Below are 25,179 nucleotides of genomic sequence, written 5' to 3'. Positions count from 1 at the left end.
TGGAGGGAGAAGCTGATGTGCCTGGGCATTCCCGGCCAGGTGGTCGACATCGTCGACGCCGAGCAGTCCCTGGCCAAGGTCGACGTCAACGGCGTGCGGCGGAACATCAGCGTGCGGCTGCTGGCCGACGACAACCTGCGCGTCGGTGACTGGGTGCTGGTACACGTCGGGTTCGCGATGGCCAAGATCGACGAACGCGAGGCCGAGATCACCCTCGACCAGGTGCAGAGGATGGGTGCCGACTACGTGACCGAGATCGAAGCGTTCACCTCGTCCGAAATCGGCTGGGAGGCTTGACATGAGGTTCGTCGACGAATTCCGGGACCCGGCAGCGGCCCGCGCCTTGGTCAAATCGATCACCGAGCTCGCCGGGGGCGACGAGTTCAAGTTCATGGAGGTGTGCGGCGGGCACACCCACACCATCTACCGGCACGGCATCGAGCACCTGCTGCCCGAATCCGTCGAGCTGGTGCACGGACCGGGATGTCCGGTGTGTGTCATCCCGATGGGCCGGATCGACGACGCGATGTGGCTGGCCGATCAGCCCGGCGTCATCTTCACGACGTTCGGCGACATGATGCGGGTGCCGGGATCCAACGGCACCCTCATCGCGGCCAAGGCCCGCGGCGCCGACGTACGGTTCGTCTACTCCCCGCTCGATGCGCTCAAGGTGGCCGTCGACAACCCCGACCGCCACGTGGTGTTCTTCGCCGTCGGCTTTGAAACCACCGCGCCGTCGACCGCCGTGACGCTGGTGCGCGCACGCGCGCTGGGCGTGACGAACTTCAGCGTCTTCTGCAACCACGTCACGATCGTTCCGCCGATCAAAGCCATCCTCGAATCGCCCGATCTGCGGCTGTCGGGTTTCCTCGGGCCGGGGCACGTGTCGACGGTGGTGGGTCTGCGCCCGTACCGCTTCGTGCCCGACGTGTACGGCAAGCCGATCGTGGTCGCCGGGTTCGAACCGCTCGACATCCTCGCCTCGGTGCACATGCTGCTGCAGCAGATCCGGGAGGACCGTTGCGAGGTCGAGAACCAGTACACCCGGGTGGTGCGCCCCGAAGGCAATACGCAGGCGTTGAAGCTGATGGCCGAGACGTTCGAACTGCGGCCACACTTCGAATGGCGCGGTCTGGGGTTCATCTCGCAGAGCGCGCTCAAGATTCACCGCGACTACGCGCAGTTCGACGCCGAGGCGACGTTCGAGATGCCCGGCGTGCGCGTCGCCGACCCCAAGGCGTGCCAGTGCGGCGAGGTCCTCAAGGGCGTGATCAAGCCGTGGGAGTGCAAGGTGTTCGGCACGGCCTGCACCCCGGAGACGCCGATCGGCACCTGCATGGTGTCCGCCGAGGGCGCCTGCGCCGCCTACTACAACTTCGGCCGGCTACACCGCGAGACAGCGCTGGTGCTGGGCCGCCGCGGCTAGCGAGAACCCATCGAGAGCATCGCCGCAGCCCATGCGGCGAAGGGTGAGGAGTAATGGTCATGACAGAGCCGGAGGACAAGGGATCACGAGACACCGGTTCGGATGTGCCGTCGGGAGGGCCCGCAGATCGCCCGTCGGGTGAATACCAAGGTGACGAGTCCGTTCCCAGCTACGGAAGCGACGAGAAGCCCGACTTCGAAACGAGCTTCACCAACGAGCCGCCGCGCGATGTCGAGCCGGAGGTGCCGCCGTACGAGGGCCGCAAGGGGTCGGAATAGCTAGGCCGAGTGTGCGGTTTCATCCGCGACACGCCGAGGCACGCGTATGAATCCGCACACTCGCGGCTGTCCCGTCACCACTGGTTTTTCGGGACGTCGAAGTCCGCGCACAGCGCGCGCCAGACCTCCCGCGGGTCGACGCCGTCCTCGATGGCCTGCGCCGCGGTGCGTCCACCCAACTGGCTGAGCACGTGGTCGACGATGATCGACGCGCCCCGGACCGGGCCGAACTGTCCCTCGACCAGCTCGTGGAATTCCGTCAACCGCACGAATCCAACTTACGTGAGAGCGTTCTGGCACACACGTACCGGATCCTCGACCTCGGAGATCGAGGCACCGGCGTGACGCGCGGCCCCCCGATAGCGCGGCGTTGACAACACCTCGTTGACCGCTGATGTCAGCGCCTCCGCGGTCAGGGGCCGCACCAGCTGTCCACTGCCCTGTCGCACAACACGATTGGCGATCTCCCACTGATCACCGCCGCCGGGCACCGTCACCAGCGGCACCCCGGCCAACAGCGCCTTGGACACCATGCCGTGACCGCCGCCGCAGATCACCAGGTCGGCATTCGCGAGCAACTCGTCCTGGCGTCCCAGGCCGACGACCGCCCACGGGGGCACCGTCACGTCGGGCCCCGTCAGCCGCGAGACCACCACGCGTGCCCCCTCCGGGAGCCCCTCCCCCGGCGTCAACGCCTGCAGCGCCACCTCGGCCAGGCCACGCGTGCCCGTCGTCGCGGTGGACGGTGCGACGACCACCACCGGGCCCGCCCCGGGCGGCACCGTCAGCACCGAGGACGTCGGCTCGAAGTGCAGCGGGCCGACCACCACCGCCTCGGCAGGCCAATCGGGCCGCGGCACCTCCAACGCCGGAAGTGTCGCGATGAGCCGTCGCAGTGGCCCGGAATCCTCTGGGGGCAAGCCGATCTCGACGCGGGCCGCCGCTCGTTGCCGTAGCCCCTTTTGCCAGGACCGGGCGCTCAGCGCGCGCATCACCGCGTCGCGCAACCGGCCACGGACGCCCACCCCGGGCGCCAGCCCGCTGCCCACCGGCGGCAGCCCCTTCGACGGCCGGTACAACGGGTGGGGGTTCAACTCGATCCACGGCAGGCCCAGAAGTTCGGCGCAGAACCCGCCGGCGACCGTGATCGCGTCCGACACCACCAGATCCGGCCCGAGCGCACGCACCTGCGGCGCGTTCTCCACCGCCATGCGGGCCGCGCGCTGATTGATCTTGGCACCGGCGTCGGTGTCGTCGTCCAGACCGGTCGGGTCAAGTCCGAGCAGCTCCACGGCGTCTACCCCGACGGCCCGCGCGGTGTCCAGCCATTCTTTGCCGGTCAGCAGCGTCGGCGCGTCTCCGCCGGCCAGAAAGCGCAGGCACAACGCGATGGCCGGGAAGGCATGGCCGGGATCGGGTCCGGCAACCACGGCGACGCGCATTGCCCTACCGTGCCACAGGCCGTTCGCATTAGGCTGGCAGCATGACCGACCAGGCCGCCGAACTCAGAGCTGACCTCGACAACGTGCGCACGGTGGAGACCTTTCTCTACGCGCTGCAAGACGAGGACTTCGACACCTTAGACCGGTTGCTCGCCGACGGAATCGAGTGGCAGAACGTCGGGTATCCCACGATCCGCGGTCGGCAGCGCATCATCGGCCTGCTGCGGCGCGGTCACGGCCGTATCGGCTTCGAGGTGAAGATCCACCGCATCGCCGCGGAAGGCAACGCGGTGCTGACCGAGCGCACCGACGCGCTGGAGTTCGGCCCGATCCGGATCCAGTTCTGGGTGTGCGGTGTGTTCGAGGTGCACGGCGGGCGCATCACACTGTGGCGCGACTACTTCGACACGCTGGACTTCCTCAAGGGCACGGTCCGCGGCCTGGTCGCCGCGGTGTTCCCGTCACTGCGTCCGAGCATGTGAGGGCGGGCCGGTAGCATCGGTGGTCGACATGAGTACCACCACCCCCCGCGTGCGGCCCAACCTCTGGGAGTACATCGGCTACAGCTACGGCCGGCGTCTGCCCGACTCGATGCGCGACTGGGTCCGCAACGACCTGGCCGGCGAGGGTGCGACGCGCCGCATGATGATCCGCGTCTTCATCCCCGCGTTTCTGGTGCTGGCGCCGTTCTGGTTGATCCCGACGACGTTCGTCGTGCACCTGTCGATGACGTTGCCGATCCTGATCCCGTTCGTCTACTTCTCGCACGCCCTCAACAAGGTGTGGCGCCGGCACATGCTGGCCAAGCACGGCCTGGATCCCGGCCTCGTCGACGAGATCTCGCGCCGCAAGAAAGCCCACATGCATCAGGCGTACATCGAACGCTACGGCCCGCGTTCGGGACCGCCGAGCTCACACGACATCTGAGCGGCTACGCGCCGCGCAGTTGACCCAGTTCGTCGAACGCCTGCGCCCATCCGATCAGCCGGTCGGTGGCGTTGGACAGTTCGTCGCGGTACCGCTGTTGTGACATCGGTGAGCTCGACATCGGTCCGGCGTTCACCGCGGAGACCAATTGCGCTGCGGCGTTGACCATCTCGCTGTACTGCCGCGCGCCTTGGTGCAGTTGCGCAGTGAACGCCTGGATCGTGGGAGCCAGGTGCGCACGCGACTGCGGCGCCGACCGCACGGCCCGCTCCATCGACACCACCTCGGTGGCGGTGGCCGCCATGGTCGCGGCCGTCTGATCGGCGGCGGCGGTCAGCTCGCGCAGTTCGTCGGGCGGCAGCATGCGGCCCCGCTCCATGACGCCCAGCAGCGAGAACAGACCGCGTTCGGAGGCGGCCAGCGCGGCCATCGGCTGCCGCGCCGCCGAGCCCCACGGCGGCAGCCGGCGCGCGGCGCGAGATCGCCGTGGCGGCAACGGCTCGCGGCGCAGCCAGCGATACCTCAGGAACGACAGGGTGGCCAGGAACGCCGCGCCCGCGGCGATGGGCGCCGGGATGAACAGCACCCAGAACGGCGTGCTCCACGACGCCAGCAGTGCCGTGACCCCGATCCAGAACACGCACGACACGGTGAAGAACACCGTCAGGCGCAACGCCCAGCGCCGCTTGCGCAGCAGCTTGGCGCGCGGATCAGATGCGGCGTTGAGCTTTTCGGCCAGCACATCGGACCACTCGGCGGCGGTGTCGACGCCGCGCTGCACCAGCGACCGCCAAGCCTCCGGTCGACTCGCGCGTTGGCTCACTGTGCTTCCTTACGAAAACTATTGTGACAGCGGATTTTCCGGCTTCGCCTGCTGATCGGCGGCCGGTTGCGCCGGTGCGGGCGTCGCGGTGCCGCCGGCAGGCAGCTGCTCGCCGCGCATCGACGCGCGGATCTGCTCCAGCCGCGAATGGCCGGCCATCTGCACGCTGGCCTGCTGCACCTCGAGCATCCGGCCCTGCACCGAGTTCTGCGCCAGTTCGGCCGAACCCATGGCGTTGGCGTAGCGGCGTTCGATCTTCTGGCGCACCTCGTCGAGGCTGGGGGTGGCGCCGGGCGCGGCGAGCTCGCTCATCGACTGCAGCGACGCGCTGACCTGCTCCTGCATCTTGGCCTGCTCGAGCTGCGACAGCAGCTTGGTGCGCTCGCTGATCTTCTGCTGCAGCATCATCGCGTTCTGCTCGACGGCCTTCTTGGCCTGACCGGCCGCCTGAAGCGCCTGGTCGTGCAGGGCCTTGAGGTCCTCGACGCTCTGCTCGGCGGTCACCAGCTGGGCGGCGAACGCCTCGGCGGCGTTGTTGTACTCGGTGGCCTTGGCGGCGTCACCGGCCGCGGTGGCCTGATCGGCCAGCGTCAGCGCCTGCCGCACATTCACCTGCAGTTTCTCGATGTCGGCGAGCTGGCGGTTGAGCCGCATCTCCAGCTGCCGTTGGTTCCCGATGACCTGGGCGGCCTGCTGCGTCAGGGCCTGGTGCTGGCGTTGCGCCTCCTCGATGGCCTGCTGGATCTGCACCTTCGGATCGGCGTACTCGTCGACCTTGGAGCTGAACAGCGCCATCAGGTAGCGCCACGCCTTGACGAACGGATTGGCCATGGATCATTCCGCCTTCATGTCTGTGGTTGTCTCGGACTCGCCGGCGCCTCGGGTCACCGTGCTGCCCAATCTATCGGGTCGGCACCGATCGCCACACCCAGACAGTCGTCGGAACCCGCTCAGGCCACAGCCATCGACACGACCTGAGGAATGACGACTTTGGTGCTCTCGTCGATGTGGGCGGCGCCGGCACCTGCCATCGCGGCCAGCTCGGCGCGCTCCATCTCCTCGCCGGCGTCCGCCAGCACCCGCGACAACGGGATGTCCAGGGCGCCGCAGATGGCGTTGAGCAGTTCACTGGAGGCTTCCTTGCGGCCGCGTTCCACCTCGGACAGATAGCCGAGGCTGACCCGGGCGGCGTCGGAGACCTCGCGAAGCGTGCGCCCCTGTTCGATGCGGGCACGACGCAGCACCTCGCCGATCACCTCGCGCAGCAATGCCGTCATCGTGCTCTCCTTATCAGCTCAGGCCGGGGGGTCCTACTAAGCAACGCTATGCACCGCCGGGTTGGTTCCCGAACGGCGCGAAATCGGTCGTGAAATCAGGCCCGGGCTCGGGAATCCCTGGCCGCGGAGATGACGTAGTCGACCCCGGTGAGCACGGTCAACACGATCGCGGCCCACATCACCACCCACGCGCCGGCCAGCCAGGGACCCGAGAGCGGCAGGATGAACAGGCCGATCGCCACGCCCTGCACCAGCGTCTTCAGCTTGCCGCCGCGGCTGGCCGGGATGACGCCGTGACGCAGCACGGCGAAGCGCAGCACCGTGATGCCGACCTCACGCGCCAGGATGACCACGGTGATCCACCACGGCAGATCGCCGAGGAGCGATAGCCCGATGAGCGCGGCGCCGATCAGGGCCTTGTCGGCGATGGGATCGGCCAGCGTGCCGAACTCGGTGACCATGCCGTAGCTGCGCGCCAACGCGCCGTCGAACCGGTCGGTGATCACCGCGATGGTGAACACCACGAATGCAGCTATCCGCCAGAAGGTTTCATGACCGTCGCCGACGAACAGCAAAACCAGGAACACCGGAACCAACACCATGCGCACACCGGTGAGCACGTTGGCGACGTTGGCCACTCGGGCGCGCGGAACCAGCGGATCAGTATGAGGTTGGCCCGACACCGCCACAGAATATCGGTTGCTCAAACCGATACTCTCCACCTGTGAGCGCAGATTCCGGTCGGGTCGTTGTGCGGCGGGCCCGGGCGTCGGACGTGCCCGCGATAAAAGCGTTGGTGGACATCTACGCCGGCAAAATCCTGCTGGAGAAGAACCTGGTGACGCTCTACGAGGCGGTCCAGGAGTTCTGGGTGGCCGAGATCGACGACGAGGTGATCGGCTGCGGGGCCCTGCACGTGATGTGGTCTGACCTCGGCGAGGTGCGCACCGTGGCGGTACATCCGAAGGCCCTCGGCCGCGGCATCGGGCACGCGATCGTCGATCGGCTGCTCGAGGTGGCCCGGGAGTTGCGTCTGAAGCGCATCTTCGTGCTGACCTTCGAGGTGGAGTTCTTCAGCAAGCACGGGTTCACCGAGATCGACGGCACCCCGGTGACCGCGGAGGTCTTCGAGGAGATGTGCCGGTCCTACGACACCGGTGTCGCGGAGTTTCTCGATCTCTCCTATGTGAAGCCGAACATCCTGGGCAACACGCGCATGCTGCTGACGCTCTGACTGTTGACTTTGACGCCCAAAGGGACGAACGGGCGGGAAAAAGCGAGTGGAATCCACCAGAACGTCGATCTCGGCGTCCGGCGGCGTCAGTCGGTGTCGTCGTCGCCGGCGTCGGTCCCGCGGATCGACGCCAACGTGGCCGCCAGCTCGTCGGGCTTGACCAGCACCTCGCGGGCCTTGGAGCCCTCGCTGGGCCCGACGATGTTGCGGGTCTCCATCAGGTCCATCAACCGCCCGGCCTTGGCGAACCCGACACGCAGCTTGCGCTGCAACATCGACGTCGAGCCGAACTGGCTGGACACCACCAGCTCGACGGCCTGCAGGAAGATGTCCATGTCGTCACCGATGTCGGGGTCGACGTCGGTGCGCTCGCTGGTGGTCTTGGCGGTGGTGACACCCTCGGTGTACTCGGGCTCGGCCTGTTCCTTGCAGGCGGTGACCACGGCGTGGATCTCGTCGTCGCCGACGAAGGCCCCCTGCAACCGGATCGGCTTGTTGGCGCCCATCGGCAAGAACAGGCCGTCGCCCATGCCGATCAGCTTCTCGGCGCCCTGCTGGTCGAGGATCACGCGGCTGTCGGTCAACGACGACGTCGCGAACGCCAGCCGGGACGGGACGTTCGTCTTGATCAGGCCGGTGACCACGTCGACCGACGGCCGTTGGGTGGCCAGCACCAGATGGATGCCCGCCGCGCGGGCCTTCTGCGTGATGCGCACGATGGCGTCTTCGACGTCACGCGGAGCGGTCATCATCAGGTCCGCCAGCTCGTCGACGATCGCCACCACGTACGGATACGGCTTGTACTCGCGCTGGCTGCCCAGCGGGGTGGTGATCTCGCCCGAACGCACCTTCTTGTTGAAGTCGTCGATGTGGCGCACCCGCGAGGCCTGCATGTCCTGGTAGCGCTGCTCCATCTCCTCGACCAGCCACGCCAACGCGGCGGCGGCCTTCTTCGGCTGGGTGATGATCGGCGTGATCAGGTGCGGAATGCCTTCGTAGGGCGTGAGTTCCACCATCTTGGGGTCGATCAGGATCATCCTGACCTCTTCGGGTGTCGCCCGCGCGAGCAGCGAAACCAGCATCGAGTTGACGAAACTCGACTTGCCCGAGCCGGTGGAGCCGGCGACGAGCAGGTGCGGCATCTTGGCGAGATTAGCCGAAATATATTCGCCCTCAATGTCTTTGCCCAGCCCGATCACCAACGGGTGATGGTCGGCGCGGGTCGACGGATCGGTCAGCACGTCGGCCAGGCGCACCATCTCCCGGTCGGTGTTGGGCACCTCGATGCCCACCGCCGATTTGCCCGGGATCGGCGCGAGCATGCGCACGCTCTCCGTGGCGACCGCGTAGGCGATATTGCGGTGCAGCGCTGTGATCTTCTCGACCTTGACGCCGGGGCCCAGCTCGACCTCGTACCGGGTCACGGTCGGGCCGCGGGTGCAGCCGGTGACCGAGGCGTTCACCTTGAACTGCTGAAGGACCTCGTTGATGGCGTCCACCATCCGGTCGTTGGCCGCGCTGCGCCGCTTGGGCGGATCGCCCACGACCAGCAGGTCCAGCGACGGCAGCGTGTAGGGGCCGTCGACCACGCGGTCCAGGGACAGCGCCTGTTTCCTGGCGGGCTTCTTCTTGCGGGTGCGGACGGTCGGCTCCGGAACGGTGGGCGCTTCGTCGTCGATCGGGTAGTTGTCCATGGGCGTGCCGGCCGGCCACGGCTGTGCCCCGTCGTCGCTGTAGCCGGCGGGATCGTCGTAGTAGCCGTCGGAGAAGTCCTCGGGCTGCTCGGCGAGGTCGATGTCGTCGTCGTACTCGTCGTCATGCTCGTCGCGGAATCCGCGCGTGGAGAACATCATCTGCAACGTCGACGGCACCTCACGGATGGTGGTGCCGGTGACCAGCAGCACGCCGAACAACACGCCCATGAACAACAGCGGCGCCGCGATCCACGCCGTGAGCCCGTCGGAGAGCGGGCCGCCGATGGCGAACCCGAAGAACCCGGCGGCGTGCTGACGGGCCGCGGGATCGGCGGGCGAGCCGGCCCACAGGTGCCACAACCCCAGCGCGGGCAGCGCGATCATCGCCGCGCCGAGCACCAGCCGGGGCCGGGTGTCGGGGTCCGGTTCGCTGCGCATCAGCAGCACCGCCACCGCCACCAGCACGATCGGCAGCACCACCACCGCGGAACCGACGAGCACCCGCAGGAAGGTGTCGATCCACTCCCCCACAGGTCGGGCGGCGTCGAACCAGGAACTCGCGACGATCACCACCGCGATGCCCAGCAGGGCCAGCGCGATCCCGTCGCGACGGTGGCCGGGCTCCAGCTCACGCGCCCGGCCGACCGACCGGGCCGTCGACCCGACCCCCTTGGCCAGCATCAGCCAGCCCGCCCGGACGCCGCGACCCACCGCGGCGCCGGCCGTCGCGATCGGTGACGGATTGCGGCGGGGCGCCGGCTTGCGCCGCGGCGTCGACCGCGACCCGCTCCGTGAACCGGCCTTTGACCTGGTCGAACGGGTGCCAGAGCGCGCGACGGTCTTACTAGCCATGCATGCAAGCCTAGTCGCACTAGTCCCAGATACAACATCTGCCACACTGGTCACAAAAGGGTATCTGTTCGGCACCGAGCAGGCATACCGTGCCGAACCATGACCGCCAGCGATATCCGGGCCGGTATGCCCACCTCCAGCAAGGCACTTTGCGCTGTTTACGCCGCTATCGCCGTCGCCGCCCTGATCGCGACCTGGAGCCAGAACCTGGCCTACTCCGGCCACGGCGCCGACCTGCTGCGGGTGTTCTGGGAGGACACCAAGGCCAACCCCGCGTCGCGGTCGATCACCGCCGACATCGCGCTGTTCCTGCTCGCAGCCGCGGTCCTCATGGTGGCCGAGGCCCGCAAGCACGGCGTGAAGTACGTCTGGGCCTACATCGTCGGCGGATTTCTGATCGCGATCAGCGTGGCGTTTCCGTTGTTCCTCATCGCCCGCGAGGTGCGGCTGAGCCGCACGGAACCCAGCCGACTGGCGACGACGGACACCGTCGGGCTGGTGGTGCTGGCGGTGGCGGTGGCCGCCTTCACGATCTGGGTGGACGTGCTCTGAACGACGGGCAGTAGGCTGTGCACTCGTCCAGCAGCACTCATCGAGGAGTTCATCGCCCATGCCGATCGTCATCGTCGCAACCATGACCGCCAAGCCGGAGTCCGTGGACACCGTGCGCGATGCCTGCAAGAAGGCCGTCGAGGCGGTGCATCAGGAACCCGGCTGCGAGCTGTATGCGTTGCACGAGGCCGACGGGACGTTCGTGTTCGTCGAACAGTGGGCCGATGCCGATGCGCTGCAGGCCCACAGCGCCGCGCCCGCGGTCGCGACACTGTTCGGCACGGTCGGCGAACATCTGGACGGCGCGCCCGACATCAAGATGCTGCAACCGGTCGTCGCTGGAGATCCCGCCAAGGGCCAGCTGCGCAGCTGATGGGCTCCCTCGACGGGAAGGTCGCGTTCATCACGGGCGCGGCTCGCGGGCAGGGCCGCGCGGAGGCGGTCAAGCTGGCGTCCGAAGGCGCCGACATCATCGCGGTCGACATCTGCGACCAGATCACGTCGGTGCCCTATCCCCTTGCCACAGCTGACGATCTCGCGCTGACCGTCAAGCTCGTCGAGGACACCGGCGCGCGAATCGTGGCGCGCGAGGCCGACGTTCGCGACCAGACCGGGCTGGCCTCAGCGCTGCAGTCCGGGGTCGACGCGCTCGGCCGGCTTGACATCGTGGTCGCCAACGCCGGCATCGCACCCATGCAGTCCGGCGCCGACGGCTGGCGCGACGTCATCGACGTCAACCTCACCGGCGTGCACCACACCGTCGAGGTCGCGATCCCGACGCTGGTGCAGCAGGCCGACGGCGGGTCGATCGTGCTCACCAGTTCGGTGGCCGGGCTGATCGGCGTCGGCAGCGACGATCCCGGCGCGATCGGGTACGTGGCGGCCAAGCACGGCATCGTCGGGTTGATGCGGCTCTATGCCAATCTGCTTGCCCAACACAGTATCCGGGTCAACTCGATACATCCGGCCGGCGTGGACACCCCGATGATCAACAACGAGGCCACGCGGCAGTGGTTGGGCAGCATCGCCGAGAAGACGCCCCAGGACATGGGTAACGCATTGCCGGTGCAGGTGCTGCAGGCCGAGGACATCGCCAACGCGGTGGCGTGGCTGGTCTCCGACGCGGCGCGTTATGTGACCGGGGTGGCGTTGCCGGTGGACGCCGGCTCGGTCAACAAGCGCTGAGCGACGGCCTCTGCGCCGAAAGGTTTCTGCGCGGCGGCCTCTGCGCCGAAATAGCAGCCACGGTCGCGATTTAGTCGATACGACGACCCGGAATGCTATTTCGGCGCAGAGAGGGGCGCAGAGAAGAATCAGACCTCGATGACGGTCGGCACGATCATCGGCTGACGCCGGTACGTCTCCCCCACCCACTTGCCGACCGTGCGACGCACCGCCTGAGCGATCCGCGCGACATCGGTGACGTTGTCGGCGGCAAGTGCTTCCAGCTCCTCCTCGACCTTGCGCGCCACGGGCTCCAACGCCTTGGGGTCCTCGGAAAACCCTCGCGAGTGCAGATGCGCCGGCGCGGCCGCACGCCCCGTGCCCCGGTGCACCACCACCGTCACCGCGACGAAACCCGAGGACAGGATGAGCCGCTCACCCAGCGTGGCGTCGCCGACATCGCCGGTGACCAACCCGTCGACGAACATCTTTCCGGTCGGCACCGCCCCGGCGATGGACGCCCGGCCGCCCACCAGGTCGACGCTGACACCGTTCTCCGCGAGCATGACCGCGTCGGGGTCGACGCCGGTGCGCACCGCCAGCGCCGCGTTGGCGCGCATCATCCGCCACGTGCCGTGCACCGGCATCACGTTGCGCGGCCGCACCGCGTTGTACAGAAACAGCAGCTCGCCGGAGTAGGCGTGTCCAGAAACATGCACGCGCACTTGCTGATTGGTCACGACACGAGCGCCGATCTTCGCCAGCGCGTCGATCACCCCGTAGACAGCCTCCTCATTGCCGGGAATCAGCGACGACGACAGGATGATCAGATCGCCCGCGGTCAGCGTGATGCTGCGGTGTTCGCCACGCGACATCCGCGACAGCGCCGACATCGGCTCGCCCTGTGTTCCGGTGGTGATGAGCACGACCCGCTCCGGCGGCATCATCTCGGCCGCGCCGATGTCGAGCACGTCCTTGTCGTCGACGCGCAGATAGCCCAGCTCGCGCGCGATGCCCATGTTGCGCACCATCGAGCGCCCGACGAACGACACCTGCCTGCCCAGCGCCACCGCCGCGTCGATGATCTGTTGCACCCGATCGACGTTCGACGCGAAGCAGGCCACGATCACCCGGCCGGTCGCACCCCGGATCAACCGGTGCAGTGTCGGGCCGACCTCGCTCTCCGACGGCCCCACCCCGGGGATCTCGGAGTTCGTCGAGTCGCAGAGGAACAGATCCACCCCGGCATCGCCGAGCCGCGACAAGCCGGGTAAGTCCGTCGGCTGGTCGTCCAGCGGCAGCTGGTCGAGCTTGATGTCGCCGGTGTGCAGCACGGTGCCCGCGCCCGTGTGGATCGCGATCGCCAGACACCCGGGTATCGAGTGGTTGACGTGAAAGTACTGGCATTCGAACACGCCGTGTGTACTGCGTTGTCCGGCAGCCACTTCGACCAGCACCGGCTTGATGCGGTGCTCCCGGCACTTCTCGGCGACCAGCGCGAGCGTGAACTTCGACCCCACGATCGGAATGTCGGGCCGCAGCTTGAGCAGAAACGGGATCGCGCCGACGTGGTCCTCGTGGGCGTGGGTCAGCACCAGCGCCTCCACCTCGTCCAGCCGGTCCTCGATGAGGCGCAGGTCGGGCAGGATCAGGTCGACGCCCGGTTCGTCGTGGTTGGGGAACAACACTCCGCAGTCGACGATCAACAGCCGGCCCAGATGCTCGAAAACCGTCATGTTGCGGCCGATTTCGCTGATCCCGCCCAGCGCGGTCACCCGCAGCGCGCCTGGGGCCAGCGGCCCCGGTGGCTGAAGTTCTTCGTTCACTACCGCAGCACCGCAGCCGCCCGCATGTCGGCGGCCAGCTCCTCGAGTTGCGCGGCGGTGGCGGGCATCTGTGGCAGCCGCGGATCGCCTGCCTCAAAGCCCAGCAACCGTAACCCCGCCTTGGCCAAGGTCACGCCACCGAGCCTGGTCTGGGCGCTGTTGAGCGGCCCGAGGGCGACGCTGATCTTGCGCGCGGTGGCCACGTCACCAGAGTTGAACGCGGTCAGCATGTCTCGGAGTTGGCTCGCGGCCATGTGGCCCCACACGCTGATGAAACCGACCGCGCCCATCGCCAGCCACGGCAGGTTCAGCGCGTCGTCGCCCGAGTAGTAGGCGAGGCCGGTCTCGGCCATGATCTGTCCGCCGCCGTGCAGATCGCCCTTGGCGTCCTTGACCGCGACGATGTTGGGATGTTGGGCCAGCGTACGCAGCGTGTCCCAGGTGATCGGCACGATGGACCGCGGCGGAATGTCGTAGAGCACCACGGGCAGTGGCGTCGCGTCGGCCACGGCGGTGAAGTGCGCCACCAGACCCGACTGCGGCGGCCGAGAGTAGTACGGCGTCACCACCAGCAGCCCGTGCGCTCCCTCGGCGGCGCAGGCCTTCGCCAGCCGCACAGTGTGCGCGGTGTCATAGGTGCCCACCCCGGCGATGATCCGGGCCCGGTCACCGACGGCCTCCAGCACGGTACGCACCAGCGCGACCTTCTCGTCGTCGGTCGTCGTCGGGGACTCACCGGTGGTGCCCGACAACACCAGCCCGTCACAGCCGGCGTCGACCAGGCGGGTCGCCAGCCGCGCGGCGGTGTCGGTGTCCAGGGATCCGTCGGGCTTGAACGGAGTCACCATCGCGGTCAGCACGGTACCCACCTGGCCGGTGACGTCTAATGCGCTGGTGCTCACGGCACTAAGATACTCGCTCGACCTCAAACTTCAGCCGATAGCTACCCACGCCTCCGTGGCTGAAGTCGGGCCAGCTCCGGCTACGCCTCCGTGGCTGAAGTCGGGCCGGCTCCGGCTACGCCTCCGTGGCTGAAGTCGGGCCAGCTCCGGCTACGCCTCCGTGGCTGAAGTCGGGCCGGCTCCGGCTACGCCTCCGTGGCTAGCGGCGAAGTGGCCACCTCTGACCCGTCCGCCAATGTGGTGATCTCGAAATCGGCGAACACCTGGGGCGCCACATCGATCAGCTGGCGCAGGCATTCGACGGCGAGCCGGCGAATCTCCACGTCGGCGTGCTCGCTGGCGCGCACCGCGATGAAATGCCGCCAGGCGCGGTAATTCCCGGTGACCACGATGCGTGTCTCGGTCGCGTTCGGCAGCACCGCGCGCGCCGCCTGACGGGCCTGTTTGCGCCGCAGCGCCCCGAGGTTCTCCCCTGGGTGGTCGCCCTTGAACTTCTCCTCGAGCCTGCTCAGCAGCTCCACGTAGGCCGCACGGCTGGCATCGGCGGCGGCGGTGAAGATCTCCAGCAGCTCGGGATCGTCCTCCATGCCCGGCGGGACCACCACCTGCGAGTCGTGCTCGGGGACGTAGCGCTGGGACAGCTGCGAGTAGGAGAAGTGGCGGTGTCGGATCAACTCGTGGGTGCACGACCGGGAGATGCCGGTGATGTAGAACGACACCGACGCGTGCTCGAGCACCGAGAAGTGCCCGACGTCGATGATGTGCCGCACGTAGGCGGCGTTGGTGGCGGTGCGCGGATTGGGCTTGGACCAGCTCTGGTAGCAGGCCCGGCCGGCGAACTCCACCAGCGCCGGCCCGCCCTCGGCGTCGGTGCTCCAGGACACGTCGGGGGGCGCCAGGAACTCCGTCTTGGCGATCAGTTGCACGCGTAGCGGCGTGGTCTCGGCCACGCGCACACCCTAACGTGGCGGCTTTGCCCTGCTCGGGCAGTGGTTCTGCCGAGTCGGGTTTCAACCCGCGCCGGACGGGGAACAAAGCGGATCCCAGCCGGTGTTAATCAAGCACTGTTCGCAACAGCGATGAGGAGCGTGACGAATGTCCACGGATTACGACGCACCTCGCGTCAAGGAAACCGACGACGTCGCCGATGAGTCGGTTCAGGAAATCGCAGCGCGGCGGCGCCAGGTCGATGTTGCAGTGCTGGACGTCGACGACGGCGATCCCGTCGATTCGATCGACCTGCCCGGCGCCGACCTCTCGGGTGAGGAGCTGACCGTCCGCGTGCTGCCGAAGCAGGCCGACGAGTTCACCTGCTCGAGCTGCTTCCTGGTGCAGCACCGAAGCCGGCTCGCGCTGAAGACCGGCGGTCAGACCATCTGCGCGGACTGCGTCTGAGCTTCACCGCAGGGCCGCGGCGAGCGGCGCCGCCAGCTCGCCCTTGGCCCCCACGGTGACCTCCGACAGGTTCAGCCAGGTCGCCATCGTGCGCAGCTCACCTGCCAGCGGCCCGGCCATCCGCGATGACCTCTGCTGCGGTTCGGTGAACGCGCCGACGACGTGCAACGCGTCGTTGGCGCGGTCGGCTTTCAGGTCGACGCGGCCCACCAACATCCCGTCGAGCAGAAACGGCCACACGTAGTACCCGTACTGGCGCTTGGCCGCCGGCGTATAAATCTCGATGCGGTACCGAAATCCGTCGAACAGCCGCTCAACCCGCGGCCGGAAGAAGATCAACGGGTCGAACGGGCATAGCAACGCCGTGCCCCGGTCTTGCCGCGGCACTTTCTGACCGGCCCGCAGATACGCCGGAGCCTGCCACCCCTCCACCTCGACAGCCTCCAGTTCACCGGCGGCCACCAGCTCGGCGACCGCCGGTTTGGACTGCCGCGGCGAGAGCCGGAAATAGTCGCGGAGGTCGGCCTCGGTGGCCACGCCCAGCGCGCCGGCCGCGCGCAACACCAGCTGCCGCACCGCGTCGTCGTCGGCGACCTGGCGGGCGACCACCTCCGGCGGCAGCACTCGTTCGGTGAGGTCGTAGTGCCGCGCGAAGCCCACCCTGGTGGCCGTCGTCAACTGCCCCGAGGCGAACAGCGCCTCGGTCACCCACTTCGTGTCGCTGCGGTCCCACCAGGGCCCCTTGCGGCCGCGCTGTTCGGCCCCCAGGTGCGCCTCGATCTGCCCGGCCGTCGAGGGACCGAGCTCCTCGACGGCCGCGAGGACCTTCTCCGCCAGCCGCAGGTTCTTCTTGACGATGTGCGTCCCCCACCGGCCGTGGGTGTACTCGCGCATCCGCCACCGCAGCAACGGCCAGTCCTCGACGGCCATCAGCGCGGCCTCGTGCGCCCAGTACTCGACGAGCAGCCGCGGCGAGCGGCCGGTGTGGCGCCACGCCGCCCGGTCCAGCACATCGCGGTCGTAGGGCCCGAGCCGGCTGAACACCGGCGCGTAATGTGCGCGCACCGCCACCGACACCGAATCCAGCTGCAGCACCTGGATGCGGGAGATCAGCAGGCGCAGGTGGGCGCGGCTGACCGGGCCTTGCGGTCTGGGCTCGGCGAAGCCCTGCGCCGCGACGGCGATGCGGCGCGCCTGGGCAGCCGTGAGTTTGGTCGCCACGTCGCCATCCTGCAGGACGCCACCGACACCGCTGGCGACGGTTACGCGCGCCGGTAGCTGTAGAACCGGTAGCGCAGCCCCGACCTGCTGGTCTGCCACTCCCCGGTCTCGCCGACCCATCCCTCGTCGAGCACCGGCGCCACCGCGTCGCCGTCGCGACGCGGAAGGTCGATCTCCACCTCGGTGACCTCGCAGCGCGTGGCCAGCGGCAGCGCGGCCGCGTACACCTCCGCCCCGCCGATCACCCAGGAAGTCTCGCCGGTGAGCGCGGCGTCGAGGCCGGCGACCACGTCGGCGCCGTCGGCCACATAGTCGGCGCGCCGGGTGAGAACAACGTTGCGACGTCCCGGCAGCGGACGCACCTTCGCCGGAAGCGACTCCCAGGTCAACCGCCCCATCACCACCGTGTGACCGATCGTCAGCTCTTTGAACCTGGCCTGGTCCTCGGGCAGCCGCCACGGGATGCCGCCGTCGCGGCCGATGACCCCGGAAGTCGACTGGGCCCAGATCAGGCCGACGTCAGACGACCTCATTCGGCCCTGCAAGCAGGCCTCATACCGCAACCGGGGCCTTGATCGCCGGGTGCGGATCGTAGTTGAGGATCGCGATGTCCTCGTAGGTGTAGTCGAAGATCGAATCCCGCGGCGCCAGAACGAGTTCCGGATACGGGCGCGGGTCGCGACTGAGCTGCAGCCGCACCTGCTCGACGTGGTTGTCGTAGATGTGGCAGTCGCCGCCGGTCCAGATGAACTCGCCCACCTCCAGCCCGGCCTGCGCCGCCATCATGTGGGTCAGCAGCGCGTAGCTGGCGATGTTGAACGGCACACCGAGGAACAGGTCGGCGCTGCGCTGGTAGAGCTGGCAGCTCAGCCTGCCGTCGGCGACGTAGAACTGGAAGAACGCGTGGCATGGCGGCAGCGCCATCTGGGCGATCTGGCCGACATTCCACGCCGAGACGATGATGCGACGCGAATCGGGGTCGGTCCTGAGCAGGTCCAGCGCGGCACTGATCTGGTCGATGTGCTCACCCGACGGGGTCGGCCACGACCGCCACTGAACGCCATAGATTGGCCCGAGATCACCTGTCTCACTTGCCCATTCGTCCCAGATGGTGACGCCGTGCTCCTGTAGCCACCGGACGTTGGAGTCGCCGCGCAGAAACCACAGCAGCTCGTAGATCACCGACTTGGTGTGCACCTTCTTGGTGGTGATCAGCGGGAACCCGGCGGCCAGGTCGTAGCGCATCTGATGGCCGAACACGCTGCGGGTGCCGGTGCCGGTGCGGTCGGATTTCGGCGTGCCGTGCTCGAGCACCAGGCGCAGAAGATCCTCATAGGGCGTTGCGATCGGCACGTCCGCCAGCCTAGTCCGAAACGAACGAGTAGAACGGAAGCCATGCCGAGTATCTCCACGACCATCACCACTGCTGACGGCACCTGCCCCGTCACCCTGCACACCCCCAACGGCAGCGGCCCGTGGACGGGCGTCGTCATGTACGTCGACGCCGGCGGGGTGCGCGACGTCTTCCAGGACATGGCGGCCCGGCTCGCCGGTTTCGGCCACGCGGTGTTGCTGCCCGACGTGTACTACCGCCACGGCGACTGGGCGCCGTTCGACATGAAGACGGTATTCAACGACCCCAAGGAGCGCTCACGGCTGTTCCGGATGATCGGCAGCATCACGCCCGACATGATGGCCGCCGACGCGACCGCGTTCTTCGATTTCCTGGCCGCGCGCCCCGAGGTCAAGGGCGACGCGTTCGGCGTGTGCGGTTACTGCATGGGTGGACGCGCGTCGATCATCGTGGCCGGCCGGGTGCCCGACCGGGTCGCCGCCGCCGGGTCCTTCCACGCCAGCGGCCTGGTCACCGACGAGCCCACCAGCCCGCACCTGCTCGCCGACCGGATCAAGGCCACGGTGTACGTCGCCGGAGCCGCCAATGACCAGGGCTTCACGCCCCGCCACGCCGAGATCCTGGACCAGGCGCTGACCGACGCGAACGTCACCCACACCGTCGAGTTCTACCCGGCGGGCCACGGTTTCGCCGTTCCCGACAACGCCCCGTACGACCCCGAGGCCGCCGAACGGCACTGGGTCGCGCTGCAGGACCTGTTCAAGACGGCGCTGCCGAACTGACCCTTCGGCCGACCCTGACGCGATCGCGCCCGAGCGATACGCGACGATTAGCAGATGCACGACCAGGAAACGCCTGACCAACCGGCCGGCAGTGAGGTCGGGTACCGCATCGATCCGGTGCTCGCCCGCAGCTGGCTGCTGGTGAACGGCGCACAGTACGAGCGGTTCGAACCCGCGGCGAAGTCGCGCGCCGACATCGTCGTCCTCGACATCGAGGACGCGGTCGCCCCCAAGGACAAGGTGACCGCCCGCCACAACGTGGTCCGGTGGCTGTCGGAGGGCCACAGTGACTGGGTACGGATCAACGGTTTCGGCACACCGTGGTGGGCCGACGATCTGGAGATGCTGGCCGGGACGTCGGTCGGCGGCGTGATGCTGGCGATGGTCGAATCCGTCGACCATGTCACCGAAACCGCCAATCGATTGCCCAACGTGCCGATCGTCGCACTGGTGGAGACCGCGCGCGGGCTGGAGCGCATCACCGAGATCGCCGCGGCCAAGGGCACCTTCCGGCTCGCGTTCGGTATCGGCGACTTCCGCCGGGACACCGGTTTCGGCGAGAACCCCACCACGCTCGCCTACGCCAGGTCGCGATTCACCATCGCCGCCAAGGCCGCACACCTGCCGAGTGCGATCGACGGGCCGACCGTCGGGCACAGCGCGCTGGTGCTCAGCGAGGCGACGGCGGTGTCAGTCGAGTTCGGCATGACCGGCAAGATCTGTCTCACCCCGGAGCAGTGCTTGACGGTAAACGAGGGTCTTTCGCCGTCGCCGGATGAAATCGCCTGGGCCAAGGAGTTTTTCATCGAGTTCGAGCGCGACGGCGGCGAGATCCGCAACGGCTCGGACCTGCCCCGCATCGCCCGGGCGAACAAGATCCTGGATCTGGCCCGCGCCTACGGTATCGAGGTGTCCGAGTTCGACGACATCGACGACCCCGCACACATTCCGGCGCCGTCGGACACCTACCACTACTGATCGTCGCCGTCCGGCCTGTGCAGGAACGTGCGCACCGCGCGCAACACCCCTCGTCCGGCGTAGATGCCTGCCGCGACAGACAGCACGATCATCGCGATGAACATCACCAGCCAGTTGGACCGGTCGTGGCTGACGTTCCACCACACGATGGTGAACAGCACCGCGCAGAGGAACACCACGATGTCGCGCCAGTTGCCCTTGTACGACAACGCCGCTTCGCGGAGTTCGCGGCTGCGCTCCCCGGCCGAGATCAGGTCGTCGATGCGCTCATCGATGCTGGCCTGTAGCCGGGCGCGCCGCTCCACCTGGTCCGCCGGGATGCGTTCCAGCAGGTCGAAGTCCTTCATGATCTGCCCGCGCACGTCGGGGGGTTTGAGATTGCCCGCGATCACGCCCAGCATGGCACCGCCGGCGATAGGTGCTGCGCCCAAGGCCAATTCGGCGATTCCCGGCATGTCTACCCTTCCATCAGCGTCGCGGCCAGCGTGCCGCCGAGCTCGTAGGCGCGCTCGCGCACCCCGCGGTCGATGGCACCGACGACCTCGAGCGCATCGGCGGACTTGGCCAGCGCCAGCCCGGTCGCAAGCTTTTCTACCGCGTTGACCGCACCCGCCGTGTCGTTATTGCCGTGTACCCACAGTCCGTACGGCCGGCCGGCGACGTGATCGAGGCTCGGGTAGTAGACGGTGTCGAAGAAGTGTTTGAGCGCGCCGCTCATGTATCCGAAATTGGCGGTGGTGCCGAACAGGTAGCCGTCGGCGTCGAGCATGTCGGGCAGCGTCGCGGCCAATGCGGGGCGGACCTCGACGTCGACGCCGGTGATGTCGGGGTCCTTGGCGCCGTCGAGGACGGCCTCCAGCAGTTCGCGGGTGCCCGGCGACGGGGTGTGGTGCACGACGAGCAAAGTCTTGGTCACGTTGAGCGCGCCTCCATGTCGACCGCCTTCCGCATCGTCTCCCGCGCGCGGCGGCGGTCACCCGCATAGTCGTACGCGCGCGCCAGCCGATACCAGCGCCTCCAGTCGTCCGGGTCGTTCTCCAGTTCCCGGCGCACGGTGACGAACAATTCGTCGGCCGCCTCGCGCTGGATCCGTCCCGAGGGCATCCGCGGCAGCGAGCTGACGTCGAGTTCCATTCCTTCGTCATGGACGATGCGCGCCAGTCGCTGATGCGCCAGTCCGCTGCGCAGTGTGCTGACCATGGCCCACAACCCGATCATCGGAAACGCCATCAGCGCAAGGCCGAGGCCGATGGCCGCGGTCTCCCCCGTGCCGATGAACGCCATCGAGATGCGGCCGAGCAACAGGAAGTAGACGACCAGCGCCAGGCACATGAAGCCGATGAGCAGCTGCATGCGCAGGACGCGCCCACCCTCGGTCATTCCAGGTCGAGCAGCGGTTCGATGCCGATCGTCAGCCCGGGGCGGTCGGCCACCTGGCGTGCCGCCAGCAGCACTCCGGGCACGAATGACGTCCGGTCGATGCTGTCGTGCCTGATCGTGAGCGTCTCCCCCTGCGTGCCGAACAGCACCTCCTGGTGCGCGACCAGCCCGGCGAGCCGCACCGAGTGCACCGGAATGCCGTCGACGTCGGCGCCGCGCGCACCGTCGAGGGCGGTGCTGGTGGCATCGGGGTTGGGCGGCAAGCCCTTTCGGGCCTCGGCGATCAGCCGGGCCGTGCGCACGGCGGTACCCGACGGCGCGTCGGCCTTGTGCGGATGGTGAAGCTCGATGACCTCGACGGATTCGAAGAAGCGGGCCGCCTGGCGCGCGAAGTGCATCGACAGCACCGCGCCGATCGCGAAGTTGGGTGCGATCAGCACCGCGACGTCCGGTTTCTCGGCCAACCAGGTCCTCACCTGGGCCAGCCGCTCGTCGGTGAAGCCGGTGGTGCCGACGACCGCGTGAATACCGTTGTCTATCAAGAACTTCAGATTGTCCATCACCACGTCGGGATGGGTGAAGTCGATCACCACGTCGGTGTCGGTGTCGACGAGTCGGCTCAGTGGGTCGCCGGCATCGACGCCCGCGGTGAACGTCAGGTCCTCGGCGGTCTGGACCGCCTGAACCATCGTGGCACCGACCTTGCCTTTGGCTCCCAGCACTCCGACTCGCATGCAGACACCTTATCGACGCGGCAGTCGGTGGCCGGAGCACCGAGTGGACACACCCAGATCCATACCGGAACGAACGTTGCCACAGTGTCAAACAATGTTTGCTTTGCGATTGCCTGATGGCAGCATGATCTGGATCGAGAACCCGCCTGCGCGATCCGGATAACGAAAGACGCCGTTGCCGGATAATTGACGGCGATTGCTATTTATTCCGTGACAACTGTTGAAACAACCCGTATGTCAGCACCATACGAGGATTGCAGGCGCATTTGTTGCGTTCGATTATTCGAGTCCGACAACCTCGTAATGAGTTTTGCTAGGTACTTCGCTGAAAGCATGGCAATATATTGCTCGCTTCCTGAAATCAGTTAGCTGTTCGTTTCGCAGCCGGGGCAACGAAAGGACCAGAGCCGATGGCCAGACAGGGCAGGAACAAGACCGCAAGGACAAGCACCAGGAGGACGATGGTGACCGCCACCCTTGCGGCCGGCGTCCTTGCCGGTGGGGGCGCCGCCGGACTGACCGCCGCGCTGACCGCGCCCGCGACGCCGATCGCCGCGCCCGCCACCATCGCCACCTCGCAAGGTGATGTCGAACTGGTCTTCCTGGGCAGCCTGCTCAAGAATCTGCTCAAGCCGCTGATCGGCAACGGCGCATCGTCGGTCGACGGCGACGGCGGCAATGCCGGGCTGCTGATCGGCAGCGGCGGGTCATCGGTGAACGGCAACGGCGGCAACGGCGGCCTGCTGTTCGGCAGCGGCGGATCGTCGGTCAACGGCGACGGCGGCAACGGCGGCCTGCTGCTCGGGCAGGGCGGGGCGTCGGGCACCGGGACGGGCGGTAACGGCGCCGTCCTCATCGGCAACGGCGGCATCTCACTCGCGGGCGACGGCGGCAACGGCGGCCTGCTCCTCGGCAGCGGCGGCAGCTCGCTGTTCGACGGCGACGGCGGCAATGCCGGCCTGATCGGCAACGGCGGCGACGGCGGTGCCGGAAACCCGCTGGCCCCAGGCAGCGGCGGCGGCGACGGCGGAAACGGCGGCATCCTGCTCGGCAGCGGTGGCGACGGCGGCTCGGGCAGCGCCGGGCTGCTGGGCCCAGGTGGTGACGGCGGCGACGGCGGAAACTCGGGCATCGTCTTCGGCAACGCGGGCGACGGCGGCGACGGTGGCGACAGCAACGGCGTGATCGTCGGGCCCGCCACGGGTGGCAACGGCGGCGACGGTGGCCACACCGGCCTGCTCGGCACCGGCGGCGACGGCGGTGACGGTGGCGACGCCGGCACCAACTTCAACAACGCCACGGGCGGCAACGGCGGCAACGCGGGCGACGGTTCGATCGTGCTCGGCCCGTCGGGCAATGGCGGCGACGGCGGCAGCGCGACGAGCACCACCGGCACCGCCACCGGCGGCAACGGCGGCGACGGCGCGAACACCGGTGTGCTGGGCAGCGGCGGCGACGGCGGCACTGGTGGTGACGCCACCTCGATCGGCGCGACCAATGGCGGCGACGGCGGCGACGGCGGCCATACCGGCCTGCTCGGCACCGGCGGTGACGGTGGTGAAGGCGGCGACGCGACCAGCACCGGCACCGGGGCGGCCAGCGACTCCTCAGCCGGTGACGGCGGTGACGCCGGCAGCGGCGGCGGCCTGCTCGGTGGGGGCGGCACCGGCGGCGACGGCGGCGACGCCTCCTCGAGAAATGCCGGCGACAGCACCGGCGGCAACGGCGGCAGCGGAGGTGACGGCGGCGGTCTGGTGAGCAACGGCGGAGCCGGCGGCGCGGGCGGCAGCGGCAGCACCGGCACCGGACCCGGCAACGGTGGCAACGGCGGCGACGGCGGCTCCGGGGGCCTCGGCGGCGGAGGCGGTGCCGGCGGCGACGGCGGTAGCGGCTCGGGCGGCGGCGGCAGTTCCGATGGCGGCGGCGGTTCGAACGGCTAGCCCACCCCACAATCGGCGTCCCCACCGAGGTTTCGGTGGGGACGCCGGCCTTTTCCGGGGCGCGGACGGACCGGTCGCTCTACCATCACCGCATGCGCGACGCCAAGATTCTGGTCTCGGGTGTCACCGGTCAGGTGGCGGCCCCGGTCGCCCAAGCGCTTTCGGCGGACAACCAGGTCTGGGGCATCGCCCGGTTCACCGATCCCGCGGCGCGGGACCGCCTCGAGCTGGCGGGCGTGCGATGCGTGACGGTGAACCTGGCCGCCGGCGATTTCACCGAGGTGCCCTCGGATTTCGACTACGTCCTGAACTTCGCCGTCGCCAAAAGCGGCAGATGGGATAAAGACCTGGCCGCCAACGCCGAATCGGTCGGTCTGCTCATGGCGCACTGCCCAGATGCCGAAGCGTTTCTGCATTGCTCGTCGGCGGCGGTCTACGACCCGCCCGACGACGAGCCGCGCAGCGAGGGGGCCGCGCTCGGCGACAACCACAAGGCGTTGTTCCCAACGTATTCCATCTCCAAGATCGCCGGCGAAGTCGTCGCCCGGTCGATGGCCCGTGCGCTCGGCGTGCCCACCACCATCGCACGGCTCAACGTCCCGTACGGCGACAACGGCGGCTGGCCCTTCTTCCACATGGAGATGATCCTCGCCGGGATGCCGATCCCCGTCCCACCGGGTGAGGCGGCGCAGTACAACCCGATCCACGAAGACGACATCATCGCCACCATCCCGAAACTGCTCGAGGTCGCGTCTGTCCCGGCGACCACGCTGAATTGGGCCGGTGACCAGCTGGTCAGCCTTCAGGAGTGGTGCACCTACCTGGGCTCACTGGTCGGCCGTGAGCCGATCTTCGAGGAGAGCGAGCAGGCGCTGCGCGGCAACCCGGTCGACATCACGAAGTTACAAGAGCTCACCGGCGCCAGGACGACGGTCGACTGGCGCGACGGCCTACGCCGGATGGTGACCGCGTTCCATCCCGAACTCACCGGCGCATAA

31 protein-coding genes are annotated in these 25,179 nt (G+C 68.3%); 14 read left to right on the top strand and 17 right to left on the bottom strand.

Annotated features, from left to right (window positions below):
* The first annotated feature begins 15 nt into the window (after positions 1-15).
* The 3 genes from MELE44368_RS02650 to MELE44368_RS02640 are packed head-to-tail and all read left to right on the top strand — an operon-like array spanning position 16 to position 1,704.
* Positions 16-297 (top strand): HypC/HybG/HupF family hydrogenase formation chaperone, encoded by a 282-nt coding sequence (locus tag MELE44368_RS02650; RefSeq protein ID WP_128107065.1) that lies wholly within the window; start codon positions 16-18, stop codon positions 295-297.
* A 1-nt stretch (position 298) separates the two neighbouring features.
* Complete coding sequence (gene hypD, locus MELE44368_RS02645; RefSeq protein ID WP_128107064.1) at positions 299-1,426, top strand: hydrogenase formation protein HypD; 1,128 nt, start codon at positions 299-301, stop codon at positions 1,424-1,426.
* A 59-nt stretch (positions 1,427-1,485) separates the two neighbouring features.
* The gene (locus MELE44368_RS02640; protein ID WP_164890009.1) at positions 1,486-1,704 is read left to right on the top strand and encodes a hypothetical protein; all 219 of its coding nucleotides are present in this window, start codon (positions 1,486-1,488) and stop codon (positions 1,702-1,704) included.
* 74 nt (positions 1,705-1,778) lie between these two features.
* Here the strand turns inward: MELE44368_RS02640 and MELE44368_RS02635 are convergent, their stop codons facing one another.
* Together MELE44368_RS02635 and MELE44368_RS02630 are read right to left on the bottom strand one after the other, a co-directional pair.
* Entirely contained in the window at positions 1,779-1,973 is a 195-nt protein-coding gene (locus MELE44368_RS02635) for a DUF3046 domain-containing protein (RefSeq protein ID WP_128107063.1), read from the bottom strand.
* A 9-nt stretch (positions 1,974-1,982) separates the two neighbouring features.
* Positions 1,983-3,146 carry a glycosyltransferase gene (locus MELE44368_RS02630; RefSeq protein ID WP_128107062.1) on the bottom strand — a complete coding sequence of 388 codons (1,164 nt, stop codon included), beginning with the start codon at positions 3,144-3,146 and terminating at the stop codon, positions 1,983-1,985.
* Between the two features lie 41 nt (positions 3,147-3,187).
* On the opposite strand from MELE44368_RS02630, the gene MELE44368_RS02625 reads away from it, so the two are divergent.
* Both MELE44368_RS02625 and MELE44368_RS02620 read left to right on the top strand, forming a co-directional pair.
* Positions 3,188-3,628, top strand: a complete 441-nt coding sequence (locus MELE44368_RS02625; RefSeq protein ID WP_128107061.1) for a limonene-1,2-epoxide hydrolase family protein — start codon at positions 3,188-3,190, stop codon at positions 3,626-3,628.
* A gap of 28 nt (positions 3,629-3,656) precedes the next feature.
* The gene (locus MELE44368_RS02620) at positions 3,657-4,073 is read left to right on the top strand and encodes a DUF5313 domain-containing protein (RefSeq protein WP_128107060.1); all 417 of its coding nucleotides are present in this window, start codon (positions 3,657-3,659) and stop codon (positions 4,071-4,073) included.
* Positions 4,074-4,077: 4 nt separating this feature from the next.
* Here MELE44368_RS02620 and pspM read toward each other — a convergent pair whose 3' ends face one another.
* The 4 genes from pspM to pgsA all read right to left on the bottom strand — a co-directional run bounded on the left by pspM (position 4,078) and on the right by pgsA (position 6,856).
* Complete coding sequence (gene pspM / locus MELE44368_RS02615) at positions 4,078-4,896, bottom strand: phage shock envelope stress response protein PspM (protein WP_128107059.1); 819 nt, start codon at positions 4,894-4,896, stop codon at positions 4,078-4,080.
* An 18-nt stretch (positions 4,897-4,914) separates the two neighbouring features.
* The gene (gene pspA, locus MELE44368_RS02610) at positions 4,915-5,727 is read right to left on the bottom strand and encodes a phage shock protein PspA (RefSeq protein WP_046753648.1); all 813 of its coding nucleotides are present in this window, start codon (positions 5,725-5,727) and stop codon (positions 4,915-4,917) included.
* A 119-nt stretch (positions 5,728-5,846) separates the two neighbouring features.
* Positions 5,847-6,173, bottom strand: coding sequence for a transcriptional regulator ClgR (clgR, locus tag MELE44368_RS02605; RefSeq protein ID WP_046753649.1), 327 nt, complete (start codon positions 6,171-6,173; stop codon positions 5,847-5,849).
* A gap of 95 nt (positions 6,174-6,268) precedes the next feature.
* Positions 6,269-6,856, bottom strand: coding sequence for a CDP-diacylglycerol--glycerol-3-phosphate 3-phosphatidyltransferase (pgsA, locus tag MELE44368_RS02600; RefSeq protein WP_128107058.1), 588 nt, complete (start codon positions 6,854-6,856; stop codon positions 6,269-6,271).
* Between the two features lie 68 nt (positions 6,857-6,924).
* On the opposite strand from pgsA, the gene MELE44368_RS02595 reads away from it, so the two are divergent.
* The gene (locus MELE44368_RS02595; protein WP_128107179.1) at positions 6,925-7,407 is read left to right on the top strand and encodes an amino-acid N-acetyltransferase; all 483 of its coding nucleotides are present in this window, start codon (positions 6,925-6,927) and stop codon (positions 7,405-7,407) included.
* Between the two features lie 86 nt (positions 7,408-7,493).
* On the opposite strand, the gene MELE44368_RS02590 is transcribed toward MELE44368_RS02595, so the two are convergent.
* Positions 7,494-9,953, bottom strand: a complete 2,460-nt coding sequence (locus MELE44368_RS02590; RefSeq protein WP_206613659.1) for an FtsK/SpoIIIE family DNA translocase — start codon at positions 9,951-9,953, stop codon at positions 7,494-7,496.
* A gap of 99 nt (positions 9,954-10,052) precedes the next feature.
* Here MELE44368_RS02590 and MELE44368_RS02585 point away from each other — a divergent pair, with 99 nt between their 5' ends.
* From MELE44368_RS02585 to MELE44368_RS02575, 3 genes are read left to right on the top strand one after another with little or no spacing between them, the layout of a single operon-like run.
* On the top strand, positions 10,053-10,505 hold the full coding sequence (locus MELE44368_RS02585) for a DUF2834 domain-containing protein (RefSeq protein ID WP_128107056.1): 453 nt from the start codon (positions 10,053-10,055) through the stop codon (positions 10,503-10,505).
* 58 nt (positions 10,506-10,563) lie between these two features.
* Entirely contained in the window at positions 10,564-10,878 is a 315-nt protein-coding gene (locus MELE44368_RS02580) for a putative quinol monooxygenase (protein WP_128107055.1), read from the top strand.
* Positions 10,878-11,690 (top strand): mycofactocin-coupled SDR family oxidoreductase, encoded by an 813-nt coding sequence (locus MELE44368_RS02575; RefSeq protein WP_128107054.1) that lies wholly within the window; start codon positions 10,878-10,880, stop codon positions 11,688-11,690. Before MELE44368_RS02580 ends, MELE44368_RS02575 begins: the two co-directional genes overlap by 1 nt.
* Before the next feature lie 128 nt (positions 11,691-11,818).
* On the opposite strand, the gene MELE44368_RS02570 is transcribed toward MELE44368_RS02575, so the two are convergent.
* The 3 genes from MELE44368_RS02570 to thyX form a co-directional block, all read right to left on the bottom strand.
* Positions 11,819-13,495: a ribonuclease J gene (locus MELE44368_RS02570; RefSeq protein WP_128107053.1), complete on the bottom strand. Its 1,677-nt coding sequence runs from the start codon at positions 13,493-13,495 to the stop codon at positions 11,819-11,821.
* On the bottom strand, positions 13,495-14,343 hold the full coding sequence (gene dapA, locus MELE44368_RS02565; RefSeq protein ID WP_241566458.1) for a 4-hydroxy-tetrahydrodipicolinate synthase: 849 nt from the start codon (positions 14,341-14,343) through the stop codon (positions 13,495-13,497). Before dapA ends, MELE44368_RS02570 begins: the two co-directional genes overlap by 1 nt.
* 239 nt (positions 14,344-14,582) lie before the next feature.
* The gene (gene thyX, locus MELE44368_RS02560) at positions 14,583-15,347 is read right to left on the bottom strand and encodes an FAD-dependent thymidylate synthase (RefSeq protein ID WP_128107051.1); all 765 of its coding nucleotides are present in this window, start codon (positions 15,345-15,347) and stop codon (positions 14,583-14,585) included.
* A 145-nt stretch (positions 15,348-15,492) separates the two neighbouring features.
* Between thyX and MELE44368_RS02555 the strand changes: the two genes are divergently transcribed.
* Complete coding sequence (locus tag MELE44368_RS02555) at positions 15,493-15,792, top strand: DUF4193 domain-containing protein (protein ID WP_128107050.1); 300 nt, start codon at positions 15,493-15,495, stop codon at positions 15,790-15,792.
* A gap of 3 nt (positions 15,793-15,795) precedes the next feature.
* On the opposite strand, the gene MELE44368_RS02550 is transcribed toward MELE44368_RS02555, so the two are convergent.
* The 3 genes from MELE44368_RS02550 to MELE44368_RS02540 are packed head-to-tail and all read right to left on the bottom strand — an operon-like array spanning position 15,796 to position 18,366.
* The gene (locus MELE44368_RS02550) at positions 15,796-17,013 is read right to left on the bottom strand and encodes a winged helix-turn-helix domain-containing protein (protein ID WP_241566448.1); all 1,218 of its coding nucleotides are present in this window, start codon (positions 17,011-17,013) and stop codon (positions 15,796-15,798) included.
* Between the two features lie 41 nt (positions 17,014-17,054).
* A complete protein-coding gene (locus MELE44368_RS02545; RefSeq protein WP_128107048.1) occupies positions 17,055-17,546 on the bottom strand; it encodes a dihydrofolate reductase in 492 nt (163 codons plus the stop codon).
* A gap of 19 nt (positions 17,547-17,565) precedes the next feature.
* On the bottom strand, positions 17,566-18,366 hold the full coding sequence (locus MELE44368_RS02540) for a thymidylate synthase (protein WP_128107047.1): 801 nt from the start codon (positions 18,364-18,366) through the stop codon (positions 17,566-17,568).
* 42 nt (positions 18,367-18,408) lie between these two features.
* Between MELE44368_RS02540 and MELE44368_RS02535 the strand changes: the two genes are divergently transcribed.
* Positions 18,409-19,149, top strand: a complete 741-nt coding sequence (locus MELE44368_RS02535) for a dienelactone hydrolase family protein (protein WP_128107046.1) — start codon at positions 18,409-18,411, stop codon at positions 19,147-19,149.
* Between the two features lie 54 nt (positions 19,150-19,203).
* Positions 19,204-20,127 carry an HpcH/HpaI aldolase/citrate lyase family protein gene (locus MELE44368_RS02530; protein WP_128107045.1) on the top strand — a complete coding sequence of 308 codons (924 nt, stop codon included), beginning with the start codon at positions 19,204-19,206 and terminating at the stop codon, positions 20,125-20,127.
* Here the strand turns inward: MELE44368_RS02530 and MELE44368_RS02525 are convergent.
* From MELE44368_RS02525 to dapB, 4 genes are read right to left on the bottom strand one after another with little or no spacing between them, the layout of a single operon-like run.
* A complete protein-coding gene (locus MELE44368_RS02525) occupies positions 20,121-20,582 on the bottom strand; it encodes a hypothetical protein (protein WP_128107044.1) in 462 nt (153 codons plus the stop codon). The two genes, MELE44368_RS02530 and MELE44368_RS02525, sit on opposite strands and share 7 nt — an antisense overlap.
* Positions 20,583-20,584: 2 nt before the next feature.
* Positions 20,585-21,043, bottom strand: a complete 459-nt coding sequence (locus MELE44368_RS02520) for a flavodoxin family protein (RefSeq protein ID WP_128107043.1) — start codon at positions 21,041-21,043, stop codon at positions 20,585-20,587.
* Positions 21,040-21,507 carry a tetratricopeptide repeat protein gene (locus tag MELE44368_RS02515; protein WP_128107042.1) on the bottom strand — a complete coding sequence of 156 codons (468 nt, stop codon included), beginning with the start codon at positions 21,505-21,507 and terminating at the stop codon, positions 21,040-21,042. The genes MELE44368_RS02520 and MELE44368_RS02515 overlap by 4 nt, the downstream gene beginning before the upstream one ends.
* Complete coding sequence (dapB, locus tag MELE44368_RS02510; RefSeq protein WP_128107041.1) at positions 21,504-22,241, bottom strand: 4-hydroxy-tetrahydrodipicolinate reductase; 738 nt, start codon at positions 22,239-22,241, stop codon at positions 21,504-21,506. Before dapB ends, MELE44368_RS02515 begins: the two co-directional genes overlap by 4 nt.
* Positions 22,242-22,705: 464 nt before the next feature.
* Between dapB and MELE44368_RS27285 the strand changes: the two genes are divergently transcribed.
* Positions 22,706-24,181, top strand: a complete 1,476-nt coding sequence (locus MELE44368_RS27285) for a PE family protein (RefSeq protein WP_128107040.1) — start codon at positions 22,706-22,708, stop codon at positions 24,179-24,181.
* 92 nt (positions 24,182-24,273) lie between these two features.
* Positions 24,274-25,179: an NAD-dependent epimerase/dehydratase family protein gene (locus MELE44368_RS02500; protein ID WP_128107039.1), complete on the top strand. Its 906-nt coding sequence runs from the start codon at positions 24,274-24,276 to the stop codon at positions 25,177-25,179.

This window comes from Mycolicibacterium elephantis DSM 44368 (assembly GCF_004014805.1).
In the GTDB taxonomy this organism is placed as follows: Bacteria; Actinomycetota; Actinomycetes; order Mycobacteriales; family Mycobacteriaceae; genus Mycobacterium; species Mycobacterium elephantis.
This window is presented reverse-complemented; position numbering and strand designations above follow the sequence as displayed.

Bases quoted from the DNA above. Each gene is read 5' to 3' on its own strand.
- MELE44368_RS02650 (WP_128107065.1), top strand. From the start codon at position 16: ATGTGCCTGGGCATTCCCGGCCAGGTGGTCGACATCGTCGACGCCGAG.
- hypD (WP_128107064.1), top strand. From the start codon at position 299: ATGAGGTTCGTCGACGAATTCCGGGACCCGGCAGCGGCCCGCGCCTTG.
- MELE44368_RS02640 (WP_164890009.1), top strand. From the start codon at position 1,486: ATGACAGAGCCGGAGGACAAGGGATCACGAGACACCGGTTCGGATGTG.
- MELE44368_RS02630 (WP_128107062.1), bottom strand. From the start codon at position 3,146: ATGCGCGTCGCCGTGGTTGCCGGACCCGATCCCGGCCATGCCTTCCCG.
- MELE44368_RS02625 (WP_128107061.1), top strand. From the start codon at position 3,188: ATGACCGACCAGGCCGCCGAACTCAGAGCTGACCTCGACAACGTGCGC.
- MELE44368_RS02620 (WP_128107060.1), top strand. From the start codon at position 3,657: ATGAGTACCACCACCCCCCGCGTGCGGCCCAACCTCTGGGAGTACATC.
- pspA (WP_046753648.1), bottom strand. From the start codon at position 5,727: ATGGCCAATCCGTTCGTCAAGGCGTGGCGCTACCTGATGGCGCTGTTC.
- clgR (WP_046753649.1), bottom strand. From the start codon at position 6,173: ATGACGGCATTGCTGCGCGAGGTGATCGGCGAGGTGCTGCGTCGTGCC.
- MELE44368_RS02590 (WP_206613659.1), bottom strand. From the start codon at position 9,953: ATGGCTAGTAAGACCGTCGCGCGCTCTGGCACCCGTTCGACCAGGTCA.
- MELE44368_RS02585 (WP_128107056.1), top strand. From the start codon at position 10,053: ATGACCGCCAGCGATATCCGGGCCGGTATGCCCACCTCCAGCAAGGCA.
- MELE44368_RS02580 (WP_128107055.1), top strand. From the start codon at position 10,564: ATGCCGATCGTCATCGTCGCAACCATGACCGCCAAGCCGGAGTCCGTG.
- MELE44368_RS02575 (WP_128107054.1), top strand. From the start codon at position 10,878: ATGGGCTCCCTCGACGGGAAGGTCGCGTTCATCACGGGCGCGGCTCGC.
- dapA (WP_241566458.1), bottom strand. From the start codon at position 14,343: ATGGTGACTCCGTTCAAGCCCGACGGATCCCTGGACACCGACACCGCC.
- MELE44368_RS02555 (WP_128107050.1), top strand. From the start codon at position 15,493: ATGTCCACGGATTACGACGCACCTCGCGTCAAGGAAACCGACGACGTC.
- MELE44368_RS02545 (WP_128107048.1), bottom strand. From the start codon at position 17,546: ATGAGGTCGTCTGACGTCGGCCTGATCTGGGCCCAGTCGACTTCCGGG.
- MELE44368_RS02535 (WP_128107046.1), top strand. From the start codon at position 18,409: ATGCCGAGTATCTCCACGACCATCACCACTGCTGACGGCACCTGCCCC.
- MELE44368_RS02530 (WP_128107045.1), top strand. From the start codon at position 19,204: ATGCACGACCAGGAAACGCCTGACCAACCGGCCGGCAGTGAGGTCGGG.
- MELE44368_RS02525 (WP_128107044.1), bottom strand. From the start codon at position 20,582: ATGCCGGGAATCGCCGAATTGGCCTTGGGCGCAGCACCTATCGCCGGC.
- MELE44368_RS02515 (WP_128107042.1), bottom strand. From the start codon at position 21,507: ATGACCGAGGGTGGGCGCGTCCTGCGCATGCAGCTGCTCATCGGCTTC.
- dapB (WP_128107041.1), bottom strand. From the start codon at position 22,241: ATGCGAGTCGGAGTGCTGGGAGCCAAAGGCAAGGTCGGTGCCACGATG.
- MELE44368_RS02500 (WP_128107039.1), top strand. From the start codon at position 24,274: ATGCGCGACGCCAAGATTCTGGTCTCGGGTGTCACCGGTCAGGTGGCG.